The sequence below is a fragment of the Cohnella rhizosphaerae genome (assembly GCF_029525575.1).
Lineage (GTDB): Bacteria > Bacillota > Bacilli > Paenibacillales > Paenibacillaceae > Cohnella > Cohnella rhizosphaerae.
Window position 1 is genome coordinate 114,038 of the sequence record NZ_JAPDIA010000007.1, and the last position, 14,314, is coordinate 128,351.

General features: G+C 48.8%; 8 protein-coding genes and 2 pseudogenes. 6 read left to right on the forward strand and 4 right to left on the reverse strand.

Going from position 1 to position 14,314, the window contains the following annotated elements; translation table 11 throughout:
- Positions 1 to 24: 24 nt before the first annotated feature.
- Positions 25 to 525, forward strand: coding sequence for an SRPBCC family protein (locus OMP40_RS18315; protein WP_338131178.1), 501 nt, complete (start codon positions 25 to 27; stop codon positions 523 to 525).
- A 938-nt stretch (positions 526 to 1,463) separates the two neighbouring features.
- Here OMP40_RS18315 and OMP40_RS18320 read toward each other — a convergent pair.
- Together OMP40_RS18320 and OMP40_RS18325 are read right to left on the reverse strand one after the other, a co-directional pair.
- Positions 1,464 to 5,165: a polysaccharide lyase gene (locus OMP40_RS18320; protein WP_277533566.1), complete on the reverse strand. Its 3,702-nt coding sequence runs from the start codon at positions 5,163 to 5,165 to the stop codon at positions 1,464 to 1,466.
- A complete protein-coding gene (locus OMP40_RS18325) occupies positions 5,146 to 6,141 on the reverse strand; it encodes a polysaccharide lyase (protein ID WP_277533567.1) in 996 nt (331 codons plus the stop codon). Before OMP40_RS18325 ends, OMP40_RS18320 begins: the two co-directional genes overlap by 20 nt.
- A gap of 514 nt (positions 6,142 to 6,655) precedes the next feature.
- Here OMP40_RS18325 and rlmH point away from each other — a divergent pair.
- From rlmH to OMP40_RS18340, 3 genes and pseudogenes are all read left to right on the forward strand, one after another.
- A pseudogene (rlmH, locus tag OMP40_RS18330) lies at positions 6,656 to 7,136 on the forward strand (23S rRNA (pseudouridine(1915)-N(3))-methyltransferase RlmH).
- A 160-nt stretch (positions 7,137 to 7,296) separates the two neighbouring features.
- Complete coding sequence (locus OMP40_RS18335) at positions 7,297 to 7,854, forward strand: hypothetical protein (RefSeq protein WP_277533568.1); 558 nt, start codon at positions 7,297 to 7,299, stop codon at positions 7,852 to 7,854.
- Between the two features lie 836 nt (positions 7,855 to 8,690).
- Entirely contained in the window at positions 8,691 to 9,020 is a 330-nt protein-coding gene (locus OMP40_RS18340) for a DNA adenine methylase (RefSeq protein WP_277533569.1), read from the forward strand.
- A gap of 819 nt (positions 9,021 to 9,839) precedes the next feature.
- Here the strand turns inward: OMP40_RS18340 and OMP40_RS18345 are convergent.
- Positions 9,840 to 10,568, reverse strand: a complete 729-nt coding sequence (locus OMP40_RS18345) for a nucleotidyltransferase family protein (protein WP_277533570.1) — start codon at positions 10,566 to 10,568, stop codon at positions 9,840 to 9,842.
- Positions 10,569 to 10,741: 173 nt separating this feature from the next.
- A complete protein-coding gene (locus OMP40_RS18350; RefSeq protein ID WP_277533572.1) occupies positions 10,742 to 12,868 on the reverse strand; it encodes an NACHT domain-containing protein in 2,127 nt (708 codons plus the stop codon).
- Positions 12,869 to 13,034: 166 nt separating this feature from the next.
- Here OMP40_RS18350 and OMP40_RS18355 point away from each other — a divergent pair.
- A pseudogene (locus tag OMP40_RS18355) lies at positions 13,035 to 13,166 on the forward strand (23S rRNA (pseudouridine(1915)-N(3))-methyltransferase RlmH); the annotation flags it as partial.
- 199 nt (positions 13,167 to 13,365) lie between these two features.
- A complete protein-coding gene (locus OMP40_RS18360) occupies positions 13,366 to 14,199 on the forward strand; it encodes a hypothetical protein (RefSeq protein ID WP_277533573.1) in 834 nt (277 codons plus the stop codon).
- Positions 14,200 to 14,314: the final 115 nt, after the last annotated feature.

Sequence of the window (14,314 nt, forward strand, 5' to 3'; positions counted from 1 at the left end):
GATTAAATACGAGAGGGGCATTCGATGATGCTGGCAACGATTCGATCGATCGAGAACGGCGAGGCTTACGAGGCGCGATTTGAGCGCGTATGGGGGCACTCGGTCGCGTCCGTCTGGGCGATGCTGACCGAAAACGAGCAGTTGGCGAAATGGTTTCCAGAAATGAGCGTGGCGGACCTGCGCGTCGGCGGCGCATTCAAGTTCGACATGGGCGGGGGCAACGCGGAGCGAATGGAGATTGTCGCGCTCGAGCCGCTAACCGTGCTCGCGTATACGTGGGCGGAGGATCGCGTGCGCTTCGAGCTCGCCGAGACGCCGGAGGGCTGCCGGCTCGCGCTAGTCGAGCGCATCGCGCGAATCACCGACCACACGCCGCGCGATCTCGCCGGCTGGCATGTGTGCCTCGACGTCATCGCCGCGCTGCTGGACGGCAGAACGGTAGAGTCGCGCAAGGCGGATTGGGAGAAGGAATACGAAGCGTACAAGGGATTGGTCGAGCGGGTGCGCGCGGGCATGAGCGAATAGAGGCTGATAGAACCGGGCATCGGCGAAGTGCTGTCGTGTGAAAGCACTTCGTGCTCTGTGGCGCCGGGCATCGGCGAAGTGCTGTCGTGTGAAAGCACTTCGTGCTCTGTGACATCGGGTGTTGGCGAAGTGCTGTCGTGTGAAAGCACTTCGTGCTCTGTGACATCGGGTGTTGGCGAAGTGCTGTCGTGTGAAAGCACTTCGTGCTTTGTGGCGCCGGGTGTTGGCGAAGTGCTGTCGTGTGAAAGCACTTCGTGCTTTGTGGCGCCGGGTGTTGGCGAAGTGCTGTCGTGTGAAAGCACTTCGTGCTCTGTGACATCGGGTGTTGGCGAAGTGCTGTCGTGTGAAAGCACTTCGTGCTCTGTGACATCGGGTGTGGGAGAAGTGCTGTCGTGTGAAAGCACTTCGTGCTCTGTGACATCGGGTGTTGGCGAAGTGCTGTCGTGTGAAAGCACTTCGTGCTTTGTGGCGCCGGGTGTTGGCGAAGTGCTGTCGTGTGAAAGCACTTCGTGCTTTGTGACATCGGGTCTGGGAGAAGTGCTGTCGTGTGAAAGCACTTCGTGCTCTGTGACATCGGGTGTTGGCGAAGTGCTGTCGTGTGAAAGCACTTCGTGCTCTGTGACATCGGGTGTTGGCGAAGTGCTGTCGTGTGAAAGCACTTCGTGCTTTGTGGCGCCGGGTGTGGGAGAAGTGCTGTCGTGTGAAAGCACTTCGTGCTTTGTGGCGCCGGGTGTGGGAGAAGTGCTGTCGTGTGAAAGTACTTCGTGCTCTGTGACATCGGGTGTGGGAGAAGTGCTGTCGTGTGAAAGCACTTCGTGCTTTGCTGGGAACGACCAGGAATCAAAAAAGCGGGATGAGGCAGCGAACGCCGCTGCTTCATCCCGCATTGCTAAGAGCTTCATTTGGAGCCGCATCTTAGGAAATGTGCCGCGATAGCTTTAAGCTTGCGCGTCAGGCAGGTCGATCGCTCGCAGCAGGGCGACGAGCGACTCGGCTAAAGTCGCATTGCCTCCCGGCTGGAACGCCTGGCCGCCGCGGCCTCGCAGTACGCCTTGCTGGCTCAGCGCGTAGACGCTGTCGCGCGCCCAGGCCGGGAGCGCCTTGTCGTCCGCGAAGACGGACGCCGGCGGAACGGAGTCGGCCGGCAGCTTGAGCGCCCGGAACAGCATGACGGCCATCTGCGCGCGCGTCACTTGTTGTTCAGGCCGGAAGCTGCCGTCCTCGAAGCCGGTGATGATGCCGGCTCGGAACGCCGCGGCGACGGCACGCTGCTGCTCGTCGCCCAGTCGCGACACGTCGGCAAAAGGCGTGGCGCCGTCAGGCGCCTCAAGGCCCAGCGCGCGAACGAGCAGTTGCACCCACTCCGCCCGGTTGACCGGCTTGTTGGGATTAAACGGCTGGCCGACGGGCGGCAGATCCCAGATTTTCAGCTCGGCTGCCCTAAACAGATCCGCCTTGGCCCAGTGGTAGGCGATCACCTTCAGCACTTCCTTCAGTTCCGCCTCGGGCAGCTTGGTGCCGGGGTCTTCCTGGCCGGATTGACCGCCGCTGCCGTTGTCGGACTGACTGCCGTTCCCGCTGCCATTGCTATTGCCATTCCCGTTATTCGGATTACCGCCGTTATCGGGATTGTTGCCGTTCCCGTTACCATTTCCGTTTCCGTTACCAGGGTTGTTCCCATTCCCGTTCCCGTTATCCGGATCGCCGCCGTCGTCACCCGACGAGCCGTAGATGCGAACCTCGGTGATGCTGTTCCACTTGTTGATCGTATTGCCGGAGCCTGCGATGCGGATATACCTCGCCTTGGCATCGTTCAGCGCAAACGGCTCAAGGTCCGTGAAGCGGCCGGAGCTCTTGCCGTCGAACAGGGTACGCCATGTGTCTCCGTCGTCGGACACCTCGATGCGGAAGATCGTCGATCGCGCGGCGCCTTGGAAAAAGGCAATCGAAATCTGCGACAGCTCGCGGCTCTTGCCCAGATCGTACCGGAGCCACTGCTCGCCTTCGGCCGACCAGCGGGTCGACAGGTCGCCGTCGATCGTTTTCTCCGGCCCGTTGCCTTCCTCATGGCCGCTGTCCGTCACGTCGACCGGCTGAATCCGCAGATGCGCCATCGGATCGTCGGCCGAATAGTCGCAGCCGCCTGCGTTCAGCTCGCACATATCGGCGCGATGCGGCGACACTTTCACATCGTCGTACCAGACGTAGGAGTCGTTCGCGGGCACATAGTCCTCGGTCGCGCCGCCGAAAAAGGAGGAGAAGTACGCCTTGTCCACCTTGTCGGCGTTGGTCACGAAGCGCAGGCCGCTCACTTTTGTCGCGTGCTGGCCGTTGTACCAGATCTCCACTTCGCCGTCGGGATTGGCCTGGCCGTTCGTGACGGTGTTCACCTTAACCCGCTGCACGATGTTGAACCATTCGCCCTTCGGAAAATAGACAGGCGAGCCGTTGCGGTAGTTGAGGTCAGCCTCGTCACCGTATTGTCCCGCGTTGCCCATCGAATAAATGTACACGGCCGCTTGCCCGTCCTTGCGCCAGATCAGGCGGGAGCTAAAACCATTTTCACCCGTGCAAATCTGACCCCCTGAGCAGGCCGCGCCGCCCGCCAGGCCGATGCCCAGCTTGCCGCCGAACTGCTTGGTGCCCCAGCTGAAATTCTCGTCGAACCGCACCCAGTATGACAAGTAATACTCATCGGCAGGCTTCACTTCGAACGGCGCCTGATAGCCGGAATCCTCCGGCCCGATCTTGCCCTTCGGATACAGAACCTTGAGCGACTTGAAGCCGCTGTGGCTGACGTCGGCATCAATCTGGCTCCGGTCGTCGCCGAGCAACCACTTGGCCGTCCAGTCCATCTTCCGCCAGTCGTTCAGACTGTACGGCTGTCCGGCCGTGCCCAGCTCGAACGCGTTGACGCGCCGGTCCGCGCTCGGAGCGCCCGTGCCGGGATCGTTGCCGCCATCCGGGTCGCTGCCGTCGTCGGGATGAATGCCGCCACCCGGATCGTTGCCGCCGCCGGGACCGCCGCCGCCATTCTCCTCCGTGCCATAAAAACGTATTTCGGTGATGCTGTTCCACTTGTTGATCGTATTGCCGGAGCCTGCGATACGGATGTATCTTGCCTTGGCGTTGTTCAACGCGAACGGCTCGAGATCCGTGAACCTGCCGGAGCTCTGTCCGTCGAACAGCGTATGCCACGTCTCTCCGTCGTCGGAGCTCTCAAGACGGAAGATCGTCGACCGCGCGGCGCCCTGGAAAAAGGCGATCGACACCTGCGACAGCTCGCGGCTCTCGCTCAGATCGTACCGGATCCATTGCTCGCCCTCGGCCGACCAGCGCGTCGACAGATCGCCGTCGATCGTATTTTCCGGACCGTTGCCTTCCTCATGACCGCTGTCCGTCACGCCGGCCGGCTGAATGCGGTACGCCGCCATCGGATCGTCGGACGAATAGTCGCAGCCGCCCGCGCCGAGCTCGCACAGGTCCGCAAGCCGCGTCGATACCTTCACGTCGTCGTACCAAATATACGAGTCGTTGGCCGGTACATAATCGTCGGTCGCGCCGCCGAAGAAGGAGGAGAAATACGCCTTGTCCACCTTGTCGGCGTTGGTCACGAAGCGCAGACCGGTCACCTTTGTCGCATGCTGGCCGTTATACCAGATCTCCACCTCGCCGTCGGGATTGGCCTGGCCGTTCGTGACGGTGTTCACCTTGACGCGCTGCACGATGTTGAACCAGGTTCCCTTCGGATAATAGACGGGCGAGCCGTTGCGGTAATTGAGGTCGGCCTCGTCGCCGTACTGTCCCGCGTTGCCCATCGAATAAATGTACACGGCCGCCTGCCCGTCCTTGCGCCAGATGAGGCGGGAGCTGAAGCCGTTTTCGCCCGTGCAGATCTGACCGCCCGAGCAGGCGCCGCCGCCTGCGAGACCGATGCCCAGCTTGCCGCCGAACTGCTTGGTGCCCCAGCTGAAGTCCTCGCTGAACCGCACCCAATACGACAAATAGTACTCGTCCGCGTGCTTCAGCTCGAACGGCGCCTGGTAGCCGGAAGCTTCCGGCCCGATCTTGCCTTTCGGATACAGCACCTTGAGCGACTTGAAGCCGCTATGGCTGACGCTGTCGTCGATCTGGCTCCGGTCGTCGCCGAGCAGCCACTTCGCCGTCCAGCTCGCCTGCGTCCAGTCCGCGAGACCATACGGCTGTCCGGCCGTGCCCGTCTCGAACGTGTTGACCAGCTTATCCTTCAGCGGCGGCCCGCCGGGATCGTCCTTTTGCACGCCGTAAATGCGCACCTCGGAGATGCTGTTCCACTTGTTGACCGTATTGCCGGAGCCTGCGATGCGGATGTAACGCGCCTTGGCATCGGTCAGGACAAACGGCTCGGGCTCCGTCGTCTTGCCGGCGCTCTGCCCCTCGAACAGTGTGGTCCACGTATCACCGTCGTCTGAGCCTTCAATGCGAAGCTTCGTCGACCGCACGTGCCCTTGGTAAAAGGCGATCGACACCTGCGACAGCTCGCGGCTCTCGCCCAGATCGTACCGAATCCACTGTTCGCCTTCGGCGGACCAGCGCGTCGTCAGATCGTCGTCGAGCGTCTTTTCCGGACCGTTGCCTTCCTCATAGGTGCTGGCGGTCACGCTGACCGGACGAATGCGCAGATCGTTCAGCGGGTCGGTCGTCTCGTCGTCCCACTCGCCGTTGCAGCCCCCCTTGTCGAGCTCGCAGATGTCGGCGCTGTTCGTGGATACTTTTACATCGTCGTACCAAATGTAAGAGTCGTTCGCCGGCGCGAAGGAAGCGGTCGCTCCCCCCGGCGAAGGACGAGAAGTACGCCTTATCCACCTTGTCAGCGTTGGTCACGAAGCGCAGGCCGGTGATTTTTGCCGCGGATTGGCCGTTGTACCAGATCTCGATCTCGCCGTCGGGATTGGCCTGGCCGTTGGTCACGGTGTTCACCTTGAGCCGCTGCACGATATTGACCCATTGCTCCTTGGGATAGTAGACGTCCGAACCGTTGTGCTGAAGAACGGCGTAGTCGCCGTACTCGCCTGCGTGGCCCATCGAGTAATAGTAGATGGCGGCCTGGCCGCCCTTGCGCCAGATGAGGCGGGAGCTGAAGCCGTTCTCGCCCGTGCACACCTCGCCGCCGGAGCAGGCGCCGCCGCCCGCCAGGCCGATGCCAACTTTGCCGGCATATTCCGTCGTGCCCCAGCTGAAATCCTGACTAAACTTCACCCAGTAGGAGAGGTAGTACTCATCCGCGGATGGCAGCTGAAACGGCGACTGGTAGCCCGAATTCTCGGGTCCGATCTTGCCTTGCGGATAGAGGACCTTGAGCGACTTGCCGCCGCTGTGGCTTGTGGCAGCGTCGATCTGGCTTCTGCCGTCGCCAAGCAGCCAGGGCGCGTTCCAGCCGGCGGACTCCCAGTCGGTCAGACCGTAGGGCTGGCCCGCGGTGCCGGTGTCGAACGAGTTTTGCAGCGCGCCGGAAGATGTTGCGGTTAAAGCGGGCGTGTTGGGCGCGGCTGCTGTGGCAGTGGGGGTTGGGGCAGCAGGTAGGCCGCCGACCGCCAGTAAGATGGCTGTGAGAATCGCTAGAAGCGTTCGTTTCATTCTTTGCTTTCCTCCCTGATCAGGCTCGTTAGGTTCGTTTTAGTTGCTTGAGGACCTTGATTGCGCAGGTTGATTGCGCAGGTGTCGGATATCGCTTGCAGGTTGTCGGATGTCGGTTGCAGAATAGTCGCGTTGGTTGCGAATGCGGATCGAAGCGCTTTCAATTTGCCGATGAAGCTGTGCCGGGAAAAGCATCTCGCCCCCTCTCGTCCCTGCACTCATAGCGCCGTTCGCCGGATGAGCTCGCTCGGTTGAAGATGGCTACCTGAAGAGCTTACGCCCTCGGGAGGCGGGCTTCCATTTTCCAATGTTTTGGTTGTTTTCTTTTATTGAGGTCGGCGGGGCAGGCGGGTTGTTTTTTTATTTGGATTGTTTGCGATTTGACGGAAAGAGGGTGGGGGAGCTGGGAAACTTGTATAAACGCAAGATCCTTTGCGTCCTTTGCGGCCGATGGGATAAGCTGTAGGTAACAGAACGAGGATCGGAAGATCGGAAGGACGGTTGAATCATCATGATGCAAATTCAAATCGTATGCGTGGGCAAGCTGAAGGAGAAGTATTGGTCGGACGGCGTAGCCGAATATTCGAAAAGGCTGGGCGCCTACGCCAGGCTCGACATCCGCGAGTTGCCGGACGAGAAGACGCCGGACGCCATGAGCCCGGCCGAAGAAGAGCAGGTCCGCGTCCGCGAAGGCGAGCGCATCCTCGCCGCGCTCAAGCCCGACGCGCACGTCGTCGCGCTCGCCATCGACGGCGACGCTTGGTCCAGCGAGCAGCTCGCTGCGCACCTGGACCGCCAAGCCGTCTACGGCGGCGGCGCCGTCGCCTTCGTTATCGGCGGCTCGCTCGGCCTCTCGCCCGCCGTCTTGGCCCGCGCCGACAAAAAGCTGAGCTTCGGGCGGATGACCTATCCGCACCAGCTAATGCGTGTGCTGCTGCTGGAGCAGGTGTATCGGGCGTTTAAGATCAATCGGGGGGGAACCGTATCACAAGTGATGGTAAAGGAAAAATTCGAATTGAAAATTCCATTTTCATTAGTTCTAATGGAACAATAATCTTACTATAAGAACAGAAATTACTTATAAAAATAAAGGAATTTGCCACGAAATGTCGAAATGGGTATTATTACACATTGACATTTGGGGTTGATTTTTAAATGAGTGAGTTTGAATATAAGAGGATTAAACTAACAAACCTACTTGTAAACACGGAGAACTATAGATTTAATCCCGTTGGTTCGCAAATTGAAGCTATTCATGTAATGGTTAGAGAGCAGAATAGTAAGTCTGCAAATAAATTGTATAATTTGGCACTTGATATATTGCAGAAAGGCTTGAATCCCTCTGACCTCACAGTAGTTAGTCCGTATAACGACGATGGGAATCTGTTTGTAGTACATGAAGGAAATAGAAGAATAACAACGCTGAAGCTCCTGTTCCAACCTGAATTAATTCCACAAGAGTTTAAAAGCTTACAAAGTAAGTTTCGTGAACTTCACATTAACAATGATTTGTCTCGATTTGAGGAGCTTATGTGTGTTGTTTATGATACATATGAGGAAGCAGATCACTGGATAGAAATTAAACATACAGGTGAAATGGATGGAGTCGGCACTGTTAGGTGGGACACTGAACAACAAGAGAGATTTAAGGCAAACACTGGGGGGAAGCAAGTCAGCTATCTTGCAAACGTTGGAATTGGTCGAACAGAGTGAACATTTCAAAAAAAGAAACAAAGGAGAATGCTCAAATAATTGGGGTTACAAATCTTGAACGATTAATTAGCGACCCTGATGTTAGGAGTTTTTTTGGGTATAAAGGTTAAGAACAATGAAATGACATTAGAAAAACCAGAACAAGAGGTAGCCAAAGGCCTAACTAAAATTATAAACGATCTATCCAATAAAAAAAATTATTGTTAATGATATCTACTATAAAAAGGATCGTTTAAAGTACTTAGATACCTTTGAGGACAGTGAAATCCCTCAAAATTATGTCGAGGATGAGAAAAACGGAGCAAAGGTCAGTCCCGGTGGAAAAGATGCCGACAAAGATAAAGGTAAAGAAAAGCCGACTCTAAAACCCAAAAGAACTGTCAGTCGGCCAGTTTCAACAAAGCGCAAAAATCTTATTCCGACTGATTATGTTGTTAGACCTAAAGACGATAGAGTGAATAACATTTATAGGGAGTTAAAACAGCTTGAGGTTGAAAAGTTCACAAACTCAGCATCCGTAATGTTGCGGGTTTTCATAGAGTTAAGTATTGATTATTACTTATCCATAAACCCAATTAGTGGTGTCGATGCTTCAAAATCTCTCAACCAAAAATTGTCTGGAGTTATTGATTATTTGGAAAAGAGCGCTGTACTGACAAGGAAAGAGTTACAAGGTGCGAGATATGTGTTATCCTCAAAAAGTGTAAGCTCAACGGAGAACTTGAATGCATACGTTCATAGTAGGATGGTTTATCCGAGTGAATCTGAAATAAAGACAACGTGGGACAACATAGCATTGTTTATTAAGACAATATTAGCAAACTAGGAGTTTTTATATGACATATACATCGCCATTAAGGTACCCAGGAGGGAAAAGCGCATTAGCAAATTATATAAAATTGTTAGTTCAAGAGAATGACTTATTAGACGGTGTATATGTAGAGCCATTTGCGGGAGGTGCGGGAGTAGCCCTCTCGCTTCTCTTTAATGAATATATGTCACGGATAGTTATAAATGATTTGAATAGTTCGATTCATGCGTTTTGGTATTCAGTTCTAAATCACACACAGGAACTTTGCGAATTAATTGAAGAAACGAATGTTACTGTTGCTGAATGGCAAAATCAAAAAAATGGCCCAAGAAAACGAAAATGCCAGTTTGCTTGAGTTGGGGTTTTCGACCTTCTTTTTTAAATCGAACGAATAGATCAGGCATAATAAATGGTGGAATTATTGGCGGGCTTGAACAGCAAGGTGAGTGGAAAATAGATGCGAGATATAATAAACAAGATTTAATAAGCAGAATCCAAAAAAATAGCAAGATATAGGGATAGAATCGCACTTTATAATTATGATGCCTCAAGATTAATTCAAGAAGTTGTTCCTAATTTGCCAGAGAGAACTTTTGTTTATTTAGACCCGCCGTATTATAAAAAAAGGACAGGATTTATACCAAAACCATTTTATTCATGAAGATCATGAAGCATTGGCTAATTTAATGATACAAAATCGCAATAGGCATTGGCTAATTACCTATGACAATATAGAACCAATTCGAGTAATGTACGAAGAGATGAGACATATTACATACTCTCTTAATTATAGTGCCGCAAATAGATATGCTGGTTCAGAGATAATGATTTATTCGGATAATATGATTATTCCAGAAGTAGATAACCCAATAAAAGTGAAGATTGGGTAGTCATAGATAAAGCACAAGCTCAAAATGGGCCCTGTGCTTTATCTTTATTTAAACGAATTCATGATTTTCAAGGAAATATTCCTAATCATTTAAATGTACCGAATATCTATTGATCTTAAAATTACTATCAACTTTCCAATTTATTCACTTGCACTAGGCATTGGAATAGAAGACTTTTCCGGACGAAATTTGGCGGCCACAGGGCCGCCATTTGTTTTCGCCGATAGACCCAAGTAGGGCGAAATTAATGCATAATATGTTGTAGCTTATTTAAGGTTTTCATCCTATTTTATTCTATTTAGTTGTTCACGAAGTTTTAAAGGTGTTAAATCACGAAGAATTGGATCTCCAATATAAAGATCATTGATAGTAAAAATAACGTTATTCAACGTCTTAGGGAAATTTATAATCCTTTTATCCGAAACTAAGACCAAAAATTCATGTCTATCTATTCTTAAAAACTCTTTTGCAAGGGTGGGATCAGCTGAAAATTGAGCTATAATTTTCTCATCAATTTTATCATCTTGGAAATGTATTCGGAGTTTGTTTTTTAACATAGCCCCCCAATCCTTTTCTTTATACTTCCTATAAGATAATTCATCAAAAACATTTAATATAGACCAGTCGCATGTCTCTAGCGTAGCAAAAATGCCATTAAGAGCTCTGGATAAATCATTATTCCCTTCCCAATCTGAGCTACTTTTATATCGAAGATCGTGCTCTATTTCATGCCATCCTTCAGAAAAAATGGTTCGAATTTGTATCTCAAAGGTAGGATCAATAGGGAAGTTATTAATTAAGTCCTTTGGTATATCAACTTGGTTATTAAGTGGAAGTACACAGACGTAATTTAATCGTGTAGGACTGAATGTATCTACCTTCTCCTCATCCTGGGATATGTTATCTATTTCAAATGTATTCTCGATTATTTTTTTGCAGATTTCCAAGTCATCTTTAAAGTATAAAGCTACCCGAATTCCAAATAAATCTTGTAGTCTTTTTTGAGTCATCATATTTTTTAGTTGTCATTTTATTACTTGTTGAAAGAGGACTTTTACTTCGGCCAAAGATCCGATAATACAATCCACACTTATCTAAATTCGTTTGTAGTTTGTGTATCAATTCTTGAATAACAGTAGGGGGGAATTTGAGAAATTAACTTATCTAATTGAGAATAATCCATAGTTCACCGTCCAAGAATATCTCTTATTTCACTCATTCTTGTGAAATTTAACTCTATATAAGTACTTGTCTTACGAAGAATACTTCTGTCAATCAGAGTTTCGATTGCATCATTTACAAACCCTCTTTCTTCAGAAGAGGTTCCCCTAAAAAGAGTGCGATAGGAACGTCGCGGCTCTGCCATATCATAACCCACTTTCCAGTACTGCTCTAAAACAAACTTTTCGTAGTTTTGTTCAGTATCAATTAATAGAGAGTCAAATCTTGTAGAAGAGGCTATGATAAATTCATCATGGCCGGAGCATCCTGAAAAAATTAGTTCCGCATCATTACTAGAGTTATTTATTATATTAACATTGTAAAATTGACAGTTATAAAACTGGCAAGATTGAAAAACCGAAGTGGGAATTGTGCAATTATCAAAGGAACATGATGAAAAAATGCAGTTAATGAATTTATATCTTGTATCAAAATAAAAATTGGATTTAAAAACTAAAGAATCGAAATACTGATCGCAATAATTTTGCGTCAGTTTTTTTACCAAATTAATATCAATTAGGAGTTGATACTCCACAGAAAGCTGTACAATTACAGGGGTTATCTTTTTAAATAAAGTCTTACGAGATTGCTCGTCTTTAATTCCATAAGATGTAGAGGCTATATCTATGTATTTCTCAGACATTTGATCTATAGATAACTTATTAAAGATAAGAGCATCCCCAATAAACAACCCTAATATAAAATCGTTAATGAACCCAATTTTGTTGGAATTGGCGGATACTCGATCCAAAAGTGCATGATGGACTAATTTCATTACAAATTCCTCATCTGTCGGACGGTCTTCGCTACTTTGTAGTAAAGAGTCTGAGTATCTCTCCAGGTATTTATTAAGATTCCCAGTTAATATATCTAAGAGCAATTCTCTAATAAATTGTGGTTCTTCTGATGAAATATCGAACTGAACTAGATACGAGGCAAGTTGTTGCATTATGCTGATTTGTTCGCGAATATCCAGCAAAAGTTGTTGTCGTTCCTGCTCCCGCGTTAGTAACAAAGAAAAGTACTGGTCCAAAATATTTTCATTATTACCATAATTTTGTCTAATAGTTTCAATAGTTTGGTTTCGAATAAAGGTTAGCAATACTGGATTTAAAATATTATCTAAAGAAATACCTAACTCTTTTAGTACAACAAACTTCTCATAGCCAACCCAGTCTTGTGCTGTAGGTTCTGCTAACTGTATTCTTGTAATATTACAATTAAATAATTTTTTCTCAGCCCAATCATCGAATATATCTCCAGTAAAAATAGAACTCTTACGTGAAGTAAGCAATATTTTTGCTTTTGAATTATATGTTAATAAATCCGCAATGGTATCCAACATAGTTTGAGCTTCTTCAGCATCTTTGGAGTTTAATTCAGTAAGAGAATTAGACTTGGATAACAATTCATCAAAGCCATCAATGATAAGGGGGACTCTTCCGTTTTTTATTTCATAAGTTACTAAGCTTGATGAGAGAGTGGTGAACTTGCGGTCGATCTCAGATAACAGAACATATCGAAATACGCTTGCTTTCCTGTTTTTTGAAAGTTCGGCAAGTAAAGGGACTTTATCAATTGAATTTGAAGCTAATCGGTGAATAACTTCATATGATGTACATGTCTTTCCAAATCCAGCAGCAGCTTCTAATATTATTAGTTGGGGTCCACTTTCGGAAATTTTGCTAGATATTTGTTCGATTAGTCCGCTTTCAGATAACTGACCATTGATAAAAAAACGACCCTCTACGTACGAATAATTACCTAGCGTTTTTTTTGTCTGAAGTTCACAAAAGTTATTGTATTCTTGGATTAATCGATTATTGGAGTGTTTAATATTAAAAAACCCAGCAAATAAAGATGCATGTGTTGCTTCAATTTTATCAAATAAAGAAACATGTACAGAAAACCCTAATTCAGAATACTGGTCTCTTACTTGAGATAATTCAATTTCATTAGTTTTGAATTGTACAATCTCAGCATTATGAAAGTAACCTTCACTGTGTAAATAAACAGAGAAGTTCTCTCTCTCTTCCCCTTTCTCAAAACCATAGAGCGAATAAAGCTCATCAAGTACCTTTCTATCTAACAAGAAATCAAACTCCTCTCATAAGACTTTAGTAATTATGCTTAAATTAATTTCGACAAAAGTTTCCCTTTTCCTTTTTAGACCAGTCTGGTTGAAATATGTCTAAAATTACTTTCACTCTGTTTTTGATTCGGAGAACCATGCCGTTAGTAACTCAAAATAATTCATCTTCGGGCGGATGACCTATCCGCACCAGCTCATGCGCGTGCTGCTGCTGGAGCAGGTGTATCGGGCGTTTAAGATTAATCGGGGGGAACTGTATCACAAAAATCCGCCTATGGGTACAAAATACCGGGGTTAAGTGGTGTAGCTGCAACGGTATTTTCAACCTCATGTCAAATGGAAACACCTGAGTGGACTCCGTTAGGGAACGTAAGCGAATCCCACTATGACACTCTATATCACATTATTATTAGGATGTTGGGCACTGGTTCCAGTTTTTTTTACGCGATACAATAAGAAGAAAGACAGAAATTGGAAATTCGGAACGGAGGGAAAGCTTGCTTAAATGGAATAGCGATGTATGGGGAAAGCTAGATGGGCCGTACGGTTCTGCAGAGAATGTACCTGTGTTATTGCAGCAGCTAATGCGGCAATATAATCAGGGGGTTTTTGGCGAACTCTTTCAGGAGTATTTGTTCCATCAAAATACGATATATACGGCTACATACGCGGCGATGCCGTTTTTGGCGCAGCTAGCATGCTCCACATCGGATGCGGAGGTGCGTAAAGAACTGTTTCTCAATTGCGGTATCATCGAGGCAAGTACCGATGGGCGAGATGAGGCGCCATTCCCAGCATCTTGGGCTGAACTAGCTGAGGATGTAGGAAGCTCCGTTTGTACGGAATTGTATCGTGAATATGTAGAAGCAATAGGCAAGCTCAGGGCGCTTGCAAAGGAAGTATTTTCCTATACAGACCAACATTCCATAGATGAGATGGAGAAGCGTTACATTCTTGTTGCGGATGCTGCTTATCGTGGCTCATATAACACTGCCAACATGTTGTTGACGTTTAGTAACGGTGATGAGTATGTGGCCGTGTGTCCGGCCTGCGAGAAAGATGTGTTTATATGGCCTAATGAAGATCATGCAGGAATTCTTCAAGCCTATGAACATGATCCCGTTTTTCACACTGGCCAGGAATCCCAACTAATCGTTCCAGCAGCGTCATTTGCAGATGAAGAAGTACGCGCACTAGCGGAGCGGGCGGCTGCGATCGGAGTGCAAACATTGGCTGAGCAAATGCATTATTTAGCGGGTGAAACCGTATGTCCGTCTTGCCGTGAAAGAATGTCGGTATGGCCGTCTTTACTTAGCACATTTACAATGTAGAGCACAAGTTAAGGGGACGTGACTATCTTGTGTGGGGGCTAAGAAGACCAATTAAGAAAGTCGGCTCCTATCGTGATGGCATAGACCGCGGCAAGATTTCTCCGAGAAATGGAAA